The organism is Pseudoalteromonas sp. AWH4_217 (assembly GCF_056161105.1).
Map to the genome: position 1 here is coordinate 1 of NZ_JBSWYM010000033.1, position 18,244 is coordinate 18,244.

Here is an 18,244-nt window from a genome sequence, read left to right on the forward strand (position 1 = left end):
TGCCATTGGCATAATCTATCATCCTCAATCCATGAGTAATACCTAAAGGTAGACGGCGTACATTCCGCACGCCAGTTTAGGGTGGGTGTCCATGTAACTTTCATTAACGCCGATTTAGAAGCGTCCACCACATCACCCACCCCAAAAATCCAGACTGGATGCCTACGATTTTGGGTGGGTGTCCATGTAACTTTCCTTTTCCAGGTGTTCACCTTTCCATTTTAATTCCTTCTTTTTTGCAATTCAAAACAGCATTGTATTCAAAGCCAATTGAGTAATATTCCTTATTGAGATTATCACCTGTCAAACCATATAAATCTAACAATTTGCTCCTTTTCACTAAGTGCATTCTTCCATCTCCAATAGAATCGTAACCAGGGAACGAAGCTATTTCGCATCCATACATCGAAAAAAATAATTCCAAGTCAACAAACCAAGAAAAATATGACAACTTCCCTAAAAACACCTCTTTGTATAGAGAGTTATAAAGTAAAACCTTACCAGAAAACTCCTTAACTCCTTCCTGCTCTTTTACGTATTTCAGCAAATTTTTATTAACCTGTTTATTTTTAGCTTGATGAAAGCTATGAAAACCAACCATTTTGTATGTTAAATAAATTTCTCCATCAAATAAAGATTCATCAACCTTTTCATGAAGCTCATCAAATAAGGCAGCTCTTTCACATCTAGTGTTGACAGTAATCCTGGCACTCCCAAAATCGCTCCTCGACACATCAACACCGCAGCTTTTTAATACACTTTCATTAACCTCCTCCGTCTTTGCTAGCAGACTTAACGAAAAAAAAGCAAAAATATATAAATACCCTTTAATCACTTAACCTCCCAAAACGTAATAGCCTTAGAAGTATAGTCTGGTTCGCCTGAATCCCCAGCATTACCAACCAAACCTTTCCCATCCCATAAGTCCACATGATAGTTTTCATAATATATCCAGCCTGTTTTCCCTCGAATGTTCTCATAACCCTGTGTTACGGAAATTCCTTGACCATGTAATTCAGTTAGCCTATTTGCAAAATCTCTAGCTCCGTAAATATAGTTCCCGTTATCAGATGTCAAAACTCGTATATCACTTCCATAATCATTAGGATGGCCAATTGGATTAACCCCAACATCATTTTCTATGTGACTTGCTTTAATTGCACATGTATTTGACCAGTTATCACGGACTTCAGGGTCTGGTGAAGTGCGTCTCAGTGCAAAGTTTTGAGATACCTTCCCTCCTGCACTGTCAGCAACCGTAAAACCTTTGTTGGGTAGCGAATTGATTTTTTTATATGAAGTAACTAACCTCCTGAAATAATGTTGCCCCTCTCCATTCAACAAATGCATCATAGCAGCTGTTCGTGCACCATTTGAGAACTTACCACCGGTAATCGCACTCGCGGTACCACCTACAATCGCTGCCACAGCAGTCCGCCCAGCTATGGCAGACCATTTGCGGTTATTCATATTAAACCCGGCATTACCCATGGCCATTTTAGTAAAGCCAGCCGCAATAAATCCATGGCCAAATTTGCCACCTGATGCAACTGATGAAATCCCACCAACTAAAGCGTGACTTCCTGCCCATTGTAGTTGCTGGCCTATATCCAAGTCTGCGAATGATAAGTTTGAACCAGGCTTGATACCGAACTCAGCTTTAAAGTGCTCACCTATCTGCTGGAATGCATAAGCAGAGGCCGCCGATATGGCACCGTTCTTCAAGGCTGCACCAAAATCTCCCGTCACTGCGTAGGTTTGCGCTGCGTTGTACGCCCCCAAACAGGCAGGTGCCGCTGCATTACATGCTATCCCAATGCCAATCTGAACAGCCGCATTAAGGACAGGTACTTTAGCCAGTGCTCTTAAAACTGTGCCATTCGTAGCCTGCCAGTACTTTCCATACAAGCTGGCAAGCTTCTTAAACAAATACCCACTCGGATCTGTATAACTCAGCGGATTATTCAGCACGTATGTATAGGCGTTATAATTCTGCAAATTATTCGGCGCCTGAACAAACGGATCCGCCTGCATAAACCGGCCGGTATCTGCATCGTAGATCCGACCATTCATATGAATGATGCGGTTGTCGCCACCCAGCGTGATGGGCTCATGCCCGGTGTAGCTGCGGCTGTTGTTGGGCACCCGAGTGAATATTCCCATGCTTGCTGTGGACCAGTGGGTGTAGCTGGCGTCACTGCTGGGTGGCCTGACTATCTCGCTTTGCTTACCAAACACATCGTATTTAAAGCGCTTAAGGAACTTACCAGCGTTGTCGGTGATCGCCACCACTGAGCCCTGATGGTCGGTGAACAGCCATTGCATGCTTGCCTGACCATTGGGGTGGTAGGTTTGCACCGCATCGCCGTTGATGCTGCGGCGTATGTACTTCTGGTTCGCAAATTCGCCGCCGTCTGTGCCCTCGTCCACTATCTCCAGTGCACCTACGTAGTAGATGGTTTTCTTGCCCTCGGTACGCTTATAACGGCGGTTATTGGCGTCGTACTCAAAGTCTATCACCTCGCCATTTTGGCTGATTTTGGTGACCTTGTTACGGGCGCTGTAGGTCAGAGTGCGTGTCTGCGACACCCCATTAAGCAAGACCGTTGCATCTGTCTGATTGCCATTGGCATCATAGCCGAAGATCTCGGTCTGCGCGCCTTTAACCCGCTTATAGATGGCATGTAAGGGCTCGCCTGCCTTGCCATACTCTTGTGTCCAGCCATCTTTGTTTCTGAGATTGCCATTGGGGTCATAGACGTAGCGCTCAACACCATTGACTGTGGTAACGCGATTCAGTTTGTCGTAGCCAAAGGTGGTCGCCGTGTCTTCGGCGTTCAGCGCCCGGCTGGTCAGGTTCCCCATCGCATCAAAGGTGTAGCTGTGCTGCTGGATATAACGATAGGCACTCCCCTGAGCAACCCCCAGCGTGCTTAGCTGGCCGCGGCTGTCATAGCCCACCTCCATACTAAAGTGGCCTTTCTGGTAGCTGGTTACCCGCCCGGCCGCATCATGCGACTCGGCAACATAGTACAGCTGGCCACGGTCGCCCTCTCGTGCTTCCTGCTTTTTATCAACCTGTCCGGCGCTGTAATATAAGCGCTGGCCACGCGCCTCCACAAAGCGACCGCGCTCCCGGGTACGACGATAGTCATCAAACTGCTGGAACACCCGACCATATTCGTCAAAGGTGGTCAGCTGCACCACACATTTAGCGTCATGTACTGACGCCAGCGCGTCTGTTATCCGCACATCTTTGCTGGATGGCTCATAGCTGACTTGATCTTTACAGCTCAGGTCACTCTCCAGGTCGGTGACCGATGCCACCTGACGCCCCAGCGCATCATACAGGTATGACCGCGACCAGCTGCCACGCACCTCCTGGTCCAGACGCCAGGGTTTGCTGGTGTCGTAATGCCACTCGCTATCCACCACATTATTAATTTTGAGTGTGGTTTTACGACCAAGCGCGTCGTACTCAAAGCTCAGCTTATCGCCATTGGCATCGGTTTGCACAAGCAGCTCACCCAATGCATTGTAAGTGTATTGCCAGTGGCCCCGGTCAAGATCTTTGGTGCTGGTTTTACGACCCGTCAGGTTGTTGTAGTCGTTGTCTATGAGGGTGGCGCATTAACGCCGATTTAGAAGCGTCCACCACATCACCCACCCCAAAAATCCAGACTGAAATGCCTACGATTTTGGGTGGGTGTCCTTGTAACTTCCCTTCCCGACTTCGCCAAAACCCAGACTAAATGCCTTCGATTTCGGGTGGATGTCCATGCAACTCTTCTACATCACCCACCCCAAAAACCCAGACTAAATGCCTACGATTTAGGGTGGGTGTCCACGCAACTATGTAGGGGGTCACCTGCCTTGCCATACTCTTGCGTCCAGCCATCTTTGTTTCTGAGATTGCCATTGGCGTCATAGACGTAGCGCTTATCATCACCATTGACTGTGGTGACGCGATTCAGCTTATCGTAGCCAAAGGTGGTCGCCGTGTCTTCGGCGTTCAGCGCCCGGCTGGTCAGGTTCCCCATCGCATCAAAGGTGTAGCTGTGCTGCTGGATATAACGATAGGCACTCTCCTGAGCAACCCCCAGCGTGCTCAGCTGGCCGCGACTGTCATAGCCCACCGCCATACTAAAGTGACCTTTCTGGTAGCTGGTTACCCGCCCGGCTGCATCATGCGACTCGGCAACATAGTACAGCTGGCCACGGTCGCCCTCTCGTGCTTCCTGCTTTTTATCAACCTGTCCGGCGCTGTAATATAAGCGCTGGCCACGGGCCTCCACAAAGCGGCCGAGATCCCGGGTACGACGATAGTCATCAAACTGCTGGAACACCCGACCATATTCGTCAAAGGTGGTCAGCTGCACCACACATTTAGCGTCATGTACTGACGCCAGCGCGTCTGTTATCCGCACATCTTTGCTGGATGGCTCATAGCTGACTTGATCTTTACAGCTCAGATCACTCTCCAGGTCGGTGACCGATGCCACCTGACGCCCCAGCGCATCATACAGGTATGACCGCGACCAGCTACCACGAACCTCCTGGTCCAGACGCCAGGGTTTGCTGGTGTCGTAATGCCACTCGCTATCCACCACATTATTAATTTTGAGTGTGGTTTTACGACCAAGCGCGTCGTACTCAAAGCTCAGCTTATCGCCATTGGCATCGGTTTGCACAAGCAGCTCACCCAATGCATTGTAAGTGTATTGCCAGTGGCCCCGGTCACTGTCTTTGGTGCTGGTTTTACGACCCGTCAGGTCGTTGTAGTCGTTGTCTATCAGGGTGGCGCATTAACGCCGATTTAGATGCGTCCACCACATCACCCACCCCAAAAATCCAGACTGGATGCCTACAATTTTGGGTGGGTGTCCTTGTAACTCCGTTTAGGGTGGGTGTCCATGTAACTTCCATCCTGGTCCAGACGCCAGGGTTTGTCGGTGTTGTAATGCCACTCGCTGTCCACCACATTATTAATTTTGAGTGTGGTTTTACGACCAAGCGCGTCGTACTCAAAGCTCAGCTTATCGCTATTGGCATCGGTTTGCACAAGCAGCTCACCTAATGCATTGTAAGTGTACTGCCAGTGGCCCCGGTCACGGTCTTTGGTGCTGGTTTTACGACCCGTCAGGTTGTTGTAGTCGTTGTCTATGAGGGTGGCGCATTAACGCCGATTTAGAAGCGTCCACCACATCACCCACCCCAAAAATCCATACCGGATGCCTACGATTTTGGGTGGGTGTCCATGTAACTCTGCTTAGAAGCTTCCACCACATCACCCACCCAAAAATCCAGACTGGATGCCTACGATTTTGGGTGGGTGTCCTTGTAACTTGGCCGCAAATGCCCCTTCCGCTGGTCTGTTGTGCATGCCAGCGCTGATTTCCACTGCACACCGCGCTGGCGTGACTGCACAGAAAAAAGGCGCTCACTGAGCGCCGATTTTGAATGGGTGCCACCCTAAATTGTCACCCTAAATTGTTACTAATTTACGTTTCGTCACTATCTGCTAGTTTTTCCATTCATATTTATCAATAAAATAACCTAAATGATATGCAATTATAAAAGTCACCAAGAGAACGACTAGAGATACTCCCAACCTTTTCCAAGCAGCTGCTTTTAATTCGACAGGATTCATTAAAGTTGCTAACAGGTTTCCCAATACACTCAAGAAAGAACCTAAAAATATGAACAAAAGGGCAAGCCCTACTATTTTATCAACCATCTAATTACCATACAATGCTTTCGCACTACCTAAAATCTGCCTTATCGAGATTGTTTTTGTGTGAGTTATGACTCCGCCATATGAATAACCTAACTTCCCACTCAAACTAACCCCATAATTTCCGTTTGTTCCTCTTGATATCTCTTGGCCTGCTATTATTGCTCCATGAGACTCACCTGAAAAATCTAAAATATTACCTTGAGTTCGTCCATATTCAACGCCAATACCGACATTAGCATTTAATTCACCTGCTACTTTTTTGGTAAATGATATGGAACCATATCCACCAACATCTCCAGAATCATCCTTCACTAAACCTATCTCAAATTCAACGTCAGCTTCGTCAATATCAACACCTACAAGTGACAACACCTCACCTGGTAGGGCTATAGATACACCTAGCTTCGTAGTTTCCTTTTGCAGTAGCGTATTAATATTTCTTCCCTCAGCATTCAACAAATGCATCATAGCAGCTGTTCGTGCACCATTTGAGAACTTACCACCGGTAATCGCACTCGCGGTACCACCTACAATCGCTGCCACAGCAGTCCGCCCAGCAATGGCAGACCATTTGCGGTTATTCATATTAAACCCGGCATTACCCATGGCCATTTTAGTAAAGCCAGCCGCAATAAATCCATGGCCAAATTTGCCACCTGATGCAACTGATGAAATCCCACCAACTAAAGCGTGACTTCCTGCCCATTGTAGTTGCTGGCCTATATCCAAGTCTGCGAATGATAAGTTTGAACCAGGCTTGATACCGAACTCAGCTTTAAAGTGCTCACCTACCTGCTGGAATGCAAAAGCAGAGGCCGCCGATATAGCACCGTTCTTCAAGGCTGCACCAAAATCTCCCGTCACTGCGTAGGTTTGCGCCGCGTTGTAAGCCCCCAAACAGGCAGGTGCCGCTGCATTACATGCTATCCCAATGCCAATCTGAACAGCCGCATTAAGGACAGGTACTTTAGCCAGTGCTCTTAAAACTGTGCCATTCGTAGCCTGCCAGTACTTTCCATACAAGCTGGCAAGCTTCTTAAACAAATACCCACTAGGATCCGTATAACTGAGCGGATTATTCAACACATAACTATAAGCATTGTAATTCTGAAGGTTACTCGGCGCCTGCACCACCGGATCCGCCTGCATAAACCGGCCGGTGTCTGCATCGTAAATCCGACCATTCATATGAATGATGCGGTTGTCGCCACCCAGCGTGATGGGCTCATGCCCGGTGTAGCTGCGGCTGTTGTTGGGCACCCGGGTGAATATTCCCATGCTTGCTGTGGACCAGTGGGTGTAGCTGGCGTCACTGCTGGGTGGCCTGACTATCTCGCTTTGCTTACCAAACACATCGTAGCTAAAGCGCTTGAGGAATTTACCGGCGTTGTCGGTGATCGCCACCACTGAGCCCTGATGGTCGGTGAACAGCCATTGCATGCTTGCCTGACCATTGGGGTGGTAGGTTTGCACCGCGTCGCCGTTGATGCTGCGGCGTATGTACTTCTGGTTCGCAAATTCACCGCCGTCTGTGCCCTCGTCCACTATCTCCAGTGCACCTACGTAGTAGATGGTTTTCTTGCCCTCGGTACGCTTATAACGGCGGTTATTGGCGTCGTACTCAAAGTCTATCACCTCGCCATTTTGGCTGATTTTGGTGACCTTGTTACGGGCGCTGTAGGTCAGAGTGCGTGTCTGCGACACCCCATTGAGCAAGACCGTTGCATCTGTCTGATTGCCATTGGCATCATAGCCGAAGGTCTCGGTCTGCGCGCCTTTAACCCGCTCATAGATGGCATGTAGGGGGTCACCTGCCTTGCCATACTCTTGTGTCCAGCCATCTTTGTTTCTGAGATTGCCATTGGCGTCATAGACGTAGCGCTTATCATCACCATTGACTGTGGTGATGCGGTTCAGGATATCGTAGCCAAAGGTGGTCGCCGTGTCTTCGGCGTTCAGCGCCCGGCTGGTCAGGTTCCCCATCGCATCAAAGGTGTAGCTGTGCTGCTGGATATAACGATAGGCACTCTCCTGAGCAACCCCCAGCGTGCTCAGCTGGCCGCGGCTGTCATAGCCCACCTCCATACTAAAGTGGCCTTTCTGGTAGCTGGTTACCCGCCCGGCCGCATCATGCGACTCGGCAACATAGTACAGCTGGCCACGGTCGCCCTCTCGTGCTTCCTGCTTTTTATCAACCTGTCCGGCGCTGTAATATAAGCGCTGGCCACGGGCCTCCACAAAGCGACCGCGCTCCCGGGTACGACGATAGTCATCAAACTGCTGGAACACCCGACCATATTCGTCAAAGGTGGTCAGCTGCACCACACATTTAGCGTCATGTACTGACGCCAGCGCGTCTGTTATCCGCACATCTTTGCTGGATGGCTCATAGCTGACTTGATCTTTACAGCTCAGGTCACTCTCCAGGTCGGTGACCGATGCCACCTGACGCCCCAGCCCGTCATACAGGTATGACCGCGCCCAGCTGCCACGCACCTCCTGGTCCAGACGCCAGGGTTTGCTGGTGTCGTAATGCCACTCGCTATCCGTCACATTATTAATTTTGAGTGTGGTTTTACGACCAAGCGCGTCGTACTCAAAGCTCAGCTTATCGCCATTGGCATCGGTTTGCACAAGCAGCTCACCCAATGCATTGTAAGTGTATTGCCAGTGGCCCCGGTCACTGTCTTTGGTGCTGGTTTTACGACCCGTCAGGTCGTTGTAGTCGTTGTCTATCAGGGTGGCGCCGCCATCTGCTGACGACGACACGGTATCCAGCAGGCCCAGCGTGGTGTAGGTATAAGTCAGCATCTGACCGGCAGGGTCGGTTACAGTGTGCTTTTCACCGTGCTGATTGTGCGTCACCACGGTTTCCTGTTTGCCATCCGGAATATCGCCACTGACGGTGGTGGTCGTGGTGCGGTTATCCACGCTCAGCGTGGTGATCAGGTCAGACTGCTCATCAGTAACCTGAGTGACCCTGTCCAGAACATCGTACTGAGTCGACGTGGGTGCCTGGCCTGCCGGGATAACCACAGTGGCGCGACCATGCTTGTCATAATGGCTGATATCACGCAGCCACAGGCCCTTGGGCGTCAGCCGCTCTTTACCCAGGGTACGACCCAGGCGATCAAAGAAACTGCGTGCCACCAGCTCGGTATTAACATAGCTTTCGCTGGCAAAGGCGCAGTATGCGGGTGCCCCTGCCGGGCAGTCTGTCATCAGGGTGCGCTGCTGTGCCCCGCTTGGCGAGTAGCTGCCAATTTCACCGCCGAATGCATCATACTCAGTAGACTGCACCACGCCATCGGCATTTTTAGCCCGAGTTACCTGACCATATTTGTTGCGCGACTCCACCAGCAGCGTAGTAAACAGCCCATTGTGTTGCTCCGTTACATAGCGTCCTTCGCCGTCATAGGTGGTGGAGCTGGTTCGGCTGATTTTCTCCCCAACCTCGTTACAGCCCGGTTTACTCTCTACCAGTCTGCCAACGACATTGCCATATTTATCGTGGTGATGGGTGGTTTTCAGATAGGCGTCGCAGCTGCCCTCTGGCTCCACCGTTTCGGTCTCGAGCAGACCATCCAGCTCACCACTTTGTATGTAGGTGAACTCGCTGCTGCGTGTCACCGTTTTTCCATCGCGCTCATGCGTAACGGTTGCACTTTGCAAACGACCCAGTTGCTGCTCAGCCTCCGAGCCAAAGTTGTTCACTGTGGTCACCGTTGAGATGGCACCACTGGGCGCTGCGTCTCGTAAAAAGTCTTCCGCCGCGCCGTCGATACTATACTGGCTGACTTGCAGGTTGGTCACATTACCATAGCTGTCCTGCGTGGTTTGTGTCTGGCTACAGTCATACCCGGCGATAGAGTAATCGCTGTCAACACGCGCGCTACAGGTGCGGCTGTCCTGATTGTAAACCTGATAAATACGCTTGGGCTCAACCTGTTCAGGAGATACCTGATAGCTATCAACGGCATCGCTCAGTATGTGGGCCTGACCATTCACATAGAGGGTTTTGGTGGTGCGTTTTGGCATGCCCGTGCGCGGGAAGGCCTGCTCGTATTCAGTCCGGGTCGCTATCTGATGACCGTCTTTTTCAGTCACAGTCGTCAGGGCAGCAAAGCCCAGCCAGCCGCGGCCGCCAAACTGTACCCGCGCACCTTCATATTCATAGGTGACGACCAGCGACGTGTCGCCGGTTTGCGTATCCAGTGTGCTGGTTTCAACCTCTCGGACCAGCATTGACCCGCCACCCAAATCAGTGACCTTCAGCCCGCTGTCTTGCTGCAATTGTGCGGTTACTGCGCGGTCACCCTGGGTGTACACGCTGGCATCCGACATCGCACCATAACGAATGGTGGTTTGATTGCCCAGGCCCTGAGTAATGGTACGCAGGCGTCCGGCAGCAGGCTGCCGATAGGTTCTGCCATGGGAAATTAGCTTTCGGGCACTTTGAGCCACCAGCTCAGGTATGGTATCACCGTCCAGATCAGCAAAAAATACCGTGTTGTTAGGGCTGGGTACCACAGACAAAGCATAAGCCATGTCCTCTGGGACAGTATAACTGATGGTTTCAGGCTCAAGTTCGTAGCGGTATAAACCGAATTGTGGCACGCCTGAGGTTGGCAGGCCCGTTACGTAGATTTCATTACGGCCATCGCCATCCAGATCAGCAAGCATTGGCGCCCAATGATTGAGCTTTTGCTCAATATCAACCCCATTCGGCGGGGTCAGAACTCGGGTGCTCCCCGAGGCAAACTTCAGCCCCTCTCCCAGCGCAGGCTGCACCAAAGTAAATTCCCATTCATCTTTGCTATTTTGATACATCAGATCGACGGTGCCGTCGTTATTTGCATCCAGTGGGATTAGGTTGCTATGGACCACACTTTCTGTCGCCCATTTGCCCAGTTCAAAGCTGTGTTTACCGGTGTCTTTATCATAACGATTGTAATAAACACGGATCTTATCAAACTTACCGATTTCCTTGCACCCGCCAGACTCACACGTAGATGCCACCAGATCGGCCTTGCCGTCAAAGTCCATATCCATAAAGTAGAATGGGGAGCCTGCATGAATTGATCTATTGGCACTTTGAGCCAATCCGGTAAAGACATCCTGATTCATCACCAGATAAACCTGAGCGTAGGCATTCGCCGTGGTGTACAATAAATCATCCATACCATCGCCATTGGCATCACCAACCCGGATAGCCCCCATTAGGCTACTACCAGGTAGTGAACGCACCTGCCAGCCTGTGCCATCATAGGTGAAATACCGCCATGCGCCATAAGCATCACCACGAGGTTCTGCAGTCTGGATCAACAAACCATGAGCCCCATCTCCCTCCTGATCAAATGGCATCATCTTAACGCTATCCAGGCGGGTATTAGTCTCTATCATTTGGCAAGACTGGGTGCCATCACGCTCAATCAGGCACAAGTCATGCTGGTTTGGATGTTCCAGCTGGATCAGTGTGGCCAGCTCCGGCTCGCCATTGCCATCGGTATCCAGCACTGTGGTGGCAACAATTTTCTGATTTGTAGTGGCATGTATCAGAGTCTGAGCGACACGCATATCCGGATAGGTTTTGGTGTCCTCATACTCAAACCTGATGGGCTGTTTGCACAGGGCATAGCCGCTCGACACCGGCCGGTCACACTGGCTGACCCGCTTTAGCTGACGCACCCCGTTGGCGCCGTTTTCAAACGCCAGATCATAGTAGTGCAGCGGCGTTGCACCCTGAGAAACCTGGATCCCTGTCAACTGGGCCTGTGCCTGCATAAGATGCACATCCTCCTCCAGAGTGTATGCCAGATTGCGGACCGGGCCAGCCTGATAGTCAAAGGTTACGGTGTAACCGCTGTAAGATATCGTCGATAACACCGTAGCCATTCGGCCTACTACGCTATCATCATTGCCGTACTTACCACCGTGGCGATAATGATATTTAATAACATTTTCAGCGGGCTCAGAGGCACTGCTGTTTGCTGCCACACTGTCCATGCTCTGGCGCAGTAACCAGCTGGCAGGGTATTCCCAGCCGCCAGCCTGGCTGTTCTTGGTGCCGCCATAAATGCGCTTACTACCGTCTTTGCCGTACACCACAAACTGCACACCCGCTTCTTCACCGACTTCTACCACAATACGCTGCTGAGAGTCGATCTCGGTACGATACTCGGCCCCGGCCTCACCGTGCCTCTCACCCTTTACCAGTATCAGTCGCTGGCCATCCAGACAGTAGCGGTCTTCATCGTCCGACACGCCAATAGAGATGGGTTTAAATGCCCCGTCCTGTGACAGTGTCTGACGACAGCGGGTAATGGCAGAGCCTGCCGACAACTGCCAGCCCTGTGCCACCATAGACTCAGGTTGCTGGCTGTTATAGCTAAGACTAACCTCAGGGGTGACACCTGCAATCCCCTGTGGCACAGCAATAGGAATACTATAAGTGGCCGCACCCTGCTCATTGACCCGGAAGCTCCCTGTTGTAAAACTGTATTTATGATGGGTCTGCAGTGCACTCTGGCTCACAGGTTTAAAAGTTTTAAGCTCCACTGGTGCTGCATGGGGTGTTATCTGGCCTTCGGCCAGGCTATCCAGCACAGTCACACTTTGCTGCACCGAACCGGTGGAGCAGTACTCAGTCGTAATATGAGGTGTCGAGGGATTCAGCGCCACATCAATACAGGCCTGAGCATAGAAGCTGTGTCTGCCATTGGGATAGATCAGTACCCCTTCGGCCTTGCGGTTGGCAGCCGGATAGGTCGTAGGGAGCGTATTACTTGCCACGTCCACCAGTTTAAATCTTGCCAGATCACGGGAGTAGCTAAATCCAGCCTTAATGCGGCCTTCGCCCGTCAGCGTCAGGGTGAGATCCGGTGCATCTAACAACCCGTCACGGGGGTCAAGTTTATTGGTGCCCAGCGCAGTTTCTGCCACATCACTGATGTTGTCGCCGTCGGAATCCAGCTGCTCGTTACATACCGTTTGAAGATGACACTCGCCGTAATAATAATACAGTGTGCTGGCCACAGCGGGGTTGTATGTTGTTGTAAACCCGGATGACCACTGTACGTCAAGCAGGAACTGTGCACGGGTCAGATCGGTGTTCAGACGATTAATCCAGTGTGCCCTGTCATAGCCTGCCAGACCATTGGCTGGCACATGGTACATCAGCTCAACCAGGCGATCGTAAAACTGCTGAGCACTCAGAGACAAGGCAAACCGGCGTCTGCCTTCCTCAGAGGTCAGCATAGCATTTGCCACTTCAAACAGAGTGACATTATGATGCTCTACCGCATAGGTCAGGAAGGATAATTCATAGCGGGTCAGATCCCGGCCCAGCACCAGATACCCCAGGCGCAGCAGATGATAGGCCGAGCTGAAATCATTGTCCGGCGTCCAGCCAGAAGGAAAATCGCGATTCAGGGCACTGAGCAGTGATGAACTGTTCATATCACCCCATTGCAGAGGTTGCAGGCCGGCTGCGTCTCGCTCCAGCTTGTGTACCTGTCCATCCTTAGTGACTGCCCAGATCTGATTACCAACCACAAACGGCTTCTGGCTTACAGTAGCACCTAACTTGTACAGATACTCTATGGCACCGGTTTTGGCATTCAGCACATACAGTGCGCCATCGGCCGACCCATAAAATAACTGCGCACTGAGCTGATCGTCACCCACCACCAAGCCTTCGGCCTCAATCGGCCCGCGGGTGGATGTTTTCCACAATCGGGTGCCAATCTGGCTCCAGGCATAAATATGGTGATCCTGCGAACCTGCAAAGATCACATCGCTGCCACTGCCAGAGAGGGTTACAACCGGACGAGAGCTGAGCGTACCGCCGGTGTTGCGATACCACAGGGTACGCTGGTCCTTCTCGGCATAAATTGCATTCCCCTTGCCCAGATACTGCTGGCCATTAAACCCTACCGTAGGCGTATAGTTAAGCGGGTCTTCTACCTGCCCGGAGGTGCTGTCGGCATTATAGGTGGCGTAACTGGCACCACGGAGGGCATTTTTTACGCCCACCACAAAGCCACCATTGGAGTACGCCGTATCTATCGACTCGGGCACCTTAATCTTGAGCTGTTGACTGTTGGTATAGGTGATGTCGGCGGCACTCAGCTGATGGCTGATCCCAGTGGTATTTTGTTGCACCGAGACAATATTGCCCGTTGAGGCAAACGCCGCGCCAGAAACGATATACTCCCGCGCATTACTGCCTTTGGCTACCTCAACAATTTTTGCATTGGTGTGCTGAACCGTCTGTGTGCTTGATGCACTCTGTGCGCCGTTGCTGTTATAGGCCGTGACCCGATACTGCACAACTTGATCGGCCATGGGGGATGTCACCTGATAAGTGGCTTCCGGGCTATGCTCATTAAACCGGCTGACCGGGATCTTACTGGCCAGCGTATACCAGTATCCATCACCAATTTTGCGTTCCAGCTTAAAATACCACTGCAAATTACCCTGCTCTGCATAGGCCAGTTCAGAGTCCATCTCTAGGGTATAAGGTCCAAAGAAGTGTCCGGCATTACTGAAGTAAGCCCCTGGCGGGGCTGTCCCCTCATTACGGATCTGGGTCTGATCACACTCTGCGGTGCTGTATCTGAGTTCACCGCTGTGGTCGGTATTGGTGGCCACCGCGCAATAAAAGGCATACTTGTTGTGATCAAGGACTGATTTGGTGATGCTTGTTTTCAGCACTAAGTTGTCTGCCGACAGAGTTGCAATGCGCTCCCATTGACTGAACTGAGCAGGCGGCGTACCTGGTGCATCCATCACATATTCATACACGTCGTAACCCGTTGCATGATCGCCACTTTGGCCGCCGTTGCGTGTCAGAGTAATGTCGATCAACCCAGGCTTCTTTGCCCCATCATGCGCCAGCTCAAGCTGCGGGTTGATGGGCACCAGCGCGTTAAGCGAATACGCATAGGTTGCTGTGCTGTCGACAAAATGCTCGCCCTGCTCATCGCATTGGCTGCCAGTGCGAAGATATGCCCTGACTTTCACCTTCAGAGACTTAGGCAGTGACAATCCGGGGGTCCATTTAATGGTGGCAGACAAAGTGGCCGGTGTGTCTTCCAGCAGAGGTAAAGGTTGATCTATCTTCTTGCTGGCGATCAGGGCCCCGTTGCTTGCCGTATTTGGCTCAACCAATGCGATTCGACATACATGGCTGTGCTCAGAGCTGAGCGCGCCAACCTCGATTTGTTCGCTGTATTCAACGTCACGCGAACGCTGTGTGTTGCTACTGTTGTAGTTTAAGGTAATCCCTGCACTGTTTTGTACGGTAAAAGGCACAGCCGACAGCGCCTGCGCTTCTGGCCTGTCCGTATCGTCGGCCACAATCATCACCAAGGCATACCGGCCTGGTGCCGCATTGGCATTAAAGGACGCGGTATAAATACCACTGCTCACCGTGGGGCTGTCTGCAATGATTGGGGTTGCGCCCTGGCAACTGGTCACCCCAACGCCTTCTCCTGGCACCAGGCACAAAGAGAGTCTGTGTAAGTCGACCGGCTTGCCATCATCCATGGCCTCCAGCTGTACCGACATCGGCGCATTCGGCAATACCACATCGTCGCTTAATTCAATGCCTGTCAGGTTGGGGCGGGTGGCCATATTGAGTGTGACAGCGTTGGATATGCCGTCACCTGACCTGGCAATCAAGGTTGTGGTAGCCGAGAGCGGATACTGTCTGAAACAGGCCGTCTTGTTACGATTAACCACTGAATTACCTGACTTGAAACAGGTAAGCACTCTTGACTGGTTGTCGTTTAGCGTGAGCGTACCTGCACCGTCCAGCGCATAAGTACGGCTGCTGTTACCGATCTGTGCATTTAGCGTAGCAGCACTGGGCCAGTTAGGTTCAGTGGTGTCACCATCCTCAATCTCAGCGACCACAATCACATCTTGGTCATCGAACAGTGTGTCACCATCAGCAAGCGGCTGACCCTGCTGAGTGTATACAGCAAGCGACACGGTTGATGTGGTGTTTGGCTCTACAATTTTTGGCTGGGCATATTCAGCACGTCCTGTTGTGCCAAAATAGTCTGTGGCAATGGCCACAAACCTCTGCTCTTCGTTGTACTGCAGCGGATAGGTTACTGAAGCCGAGATGTCTTGGCCCTGACAAGCATTATCTGGGCTGCTGGTACAAGAATAGAGGGCTGAGCCATCGCATCCACCAGCGCTATTCGCTTTGCAGATTTTTAAGGCGTTTAACTCGGCTCCACTCGCTGTCACCTTTAGCGCCAGCGTGAGCTCGTTAACCTCAGCAGCAAAAGCCAGTTTGATGGGAGTTTTTTCTACCACACTGATTTTATTAGTACAGAATACTTTCTGTACATGGACGCCATCTAATGCATCGGGATCAAGACTGCGAAAAAAGTACTTGGCCGTCAGGGTATATTCGCCGGCTTCTGACACACGCACTAAATAGTCATACGCATTGTGCACCCCGCCACTGCCAGGACTGTCTCCCTCAATCAGTGTGTGGGTGGTGCCTTTGGTCTCATTTTTAAGGGTCAGGTGTACATAGTTAGCAAGCATGTTCACTGTTTGACTGGGCGTCACCATGTGTGCATGCACCGTGATGGGGTCATTGTGATTATCCATCTGCTCCCGATAGTGCTCTCTTGAGCAGTATCTGCGTTTGTTGGCAAGCTCTGTACTGTTAAGAGGCGCTGAACGCGTGAGCAAGGCCGACTCAGACAGAGTCACCCCGGCGCCTGTCGCAGGTGTGGTTGCTTCAGCAGCCCCGCTTAACAACAGGCACCCTAATAATGCAATCCATTTATTCATTGCCAACTCCTGTGTCGTGTACCCACTCTACGGTGATCATATTTTCGTTATAGGCTGCGTTTTGTATATCACGCGCCAGTTGCTGCTCGGTCGGCAGGCGCATAGGCACAGAAAACAGGTCAATGGGATTGCCAGGCCCTATTGGACCGCCGGGATCTATAGGTAAAATTGGGCCGCCCGGGTCGATGGGTCCGCCCGGCGTTGTATCGTCAATGGCGCCCGGATCATCAATTGAAATGGCGGCCACACTGCGCTGGCCGTTGCTTGATTTTACAAATGGCAGGTAAAGAGTACGTGCCTGTGCGTCTACCGATGGGGTCACAATCGAGGCACTGTCACGCATTTGCTCTGGCAGGTAAGCACTTTGATACAGCTTACTCAGGGCTTTGTCGTATTCCATGATCAGCCCTTTGTTGTCGATAAAGACAATGCCGTAATCGTTCAGCGGGGCCGGTGGTAAAGCTGTCATTGTGCCAACACCAAACGGTCCGTCTATGGGTTGCGCCACGGAACTGGTTCTGCGTACAACAGCGGCCCCGGCAATCACGCCGTCACTGGTTGTTTTGCACCAGGCAGAGGTAGAGTAGTAAACAGAAACCCGGCACACCTCACCGCTGCCGTCGAGCTTACTGACCCCAAAATACAGGCTGCTGTTAAACACCAGCGGCCGATTAAGCACTTTTCCGCTGAGCTGCTGTGTCCAGACCACTTTGGCCTGTGCAGGTCGGTGGTCAATCTTATGCAGCGCATTGTGTTTATCCACCAGGAACAAATATTTGTCATCCGCCGCAACCACAGTGCGCGGCACTGGATCCAGCCCCAGGGCTTGCAGCCGCACAGAGTAGGCACCATGGTGAATTGTGTCGGGATCGTCAACCGGCTGATAGACAAGTTGCACCTGCTTTTCAATCACGCGGCGATTATGACCCTCGGCTCGCAGCGTAAACAGCGCGCTTTGTTCGAGCTTAACCGCTTCGCTGCCCTTGCTCGGCAAGCCCGTTCGATATGAGCGGCCATTTTTGAGCAAAGTCACACGGTAGGCGCCGGCGACTTCCCAGCTGAGCTGAGCCTGCTCCCAGGGCAGTACGGTGAGTTTGTCGGTCTGAAAGGTTCCTATACCCAGATGGTATTGCTGTGCGTCGTATAACTCGGCAACAAAGCCTGCGCCGCAGTCCAGCTGATTACAGGGCATAATCAGGTAACGGGCATCTGCAAACGGGGCGTCCAGGGTATAGCTTGTGCTGTAGCTTTTGTAGCGCCGTATAATTGCGGCACCAGAACCGGAGAAGCTTGCACTGGCAGCGGCCACCTGAGTGAACGCTTGCGTGTCGTTACCCATGATACCGTCACGTATCGCGCTGTTGTGGCGTGCCTGATACACCTCATAGCCCTCATAGGCCTCGATGTAGTAATACGTTGCGCCTGAAACCGCCGGCCAGCTTAGCTGATCGCGGCTGCCTTTGAGGTGTATGCCGCGGGCGTGTCGGGGTAATTGAGGTCCGTACTCATTAAAATTTGCCCCAGACGTTTGCTGCGCATTGCCCTGGGGAAGATAGCCAGCCACCATTAACAATACCACGCACAAATAAAACCAATTCAAAACAACATCCTAATATGTGTTAAATTATTTGCGCGCAAATGTATCAATTTAAGGCACGCGATAAAACCTTAAGCAGAAACAAACGAACA

7 protein-coding genes are annotated in these 18,244 nt (G+C 51.6%); all 7 read right to left on the reverse strand.

The features are described from left to right. Positions 1–208: 208 nt before the first annotated feature. Positions 209–835: a hypothetical protein gene (locus tag ACXAH1_RS23440; RefSeq protein ID WP_475200035.1), complete on the reverse strand. Its 627-nt coding sequence runs from the start codon at positions 833–835 to the stop codon at positions 209–211. Beyond that, on the reverse strand, positions 832–3,516 hold the full coding sequence (locus ACXAH1_RS23445; protein WP_475200037.1) for a T6SS effector amidase Tae4 family protein: 2,685 nt from the start codon (positions 3,514–3,516) through the stop codon (positions 832–834). Before ACXAH1_RS23445 ends, ACXAH1_RS23440 begins: the two co-directional genes overlap by 4 nt. A gap of 308 nt (positions 3,517–3,824) precedes the next feature. Then, positions 3,825–4,691, reverse strand: coding sequence for an RHS repeat domain-containing protein (locus ACXAH1_RS23450; protein ID WP_475200040.1), 867 nt, complete (start codon positions 4,689–4,691; stop codon positions 3,825–3,827). 173 nt (positions 4,692–4,864) lie between these two features. Continuing rightward, a complete protein-coding gene (locus tag ACXAH1_RS23455; protein ID WP_475200042.1) occupies positions 4,865–5,062 on the reverse strand; it encodes a hypothetical protein in 198 nt (65 codons plus the stop codon). A 459-nt stretch (positions 5,063–5,521) separates the two neighbouring features. Beyond that, entirely contained in the window at positions 5,522–5,737 is a 216-nt protein-coding gene (locus ACXAH1_RS23460) for a hypothetical protein (protein ID WP_475200045.1), read from the reverse strand. After that, a complete protein-coding gene (locus tag ACXAH1_RS23465) occupies positions 5,738–16,555 on the reverse strand; it encodes an RHS repeat-associated core domain-containing protein (RefSeq protein ID WP_475200047.1) in 10,818 nt (3,605 codons plus the stop codon). Beyond that, on the reverse strand, positions 16,548–18,155 hold the full coding sequence (locus ACXAH1_RS23470) for a PQQ-binding-like beta-propeller repeat protein (protein ID WP_475200050.1): 1,608 nt from the start codon (positions 18,153–18,155) through the stop codon (positions 16,548–16,550). Before ACXAH1_RS23470 ends, ACXAH1_RS23465 begins: the two co-directional genes overlap by 8 nt. Positions 18,156–18,244 lie beyond the last annotated feature (89 nt).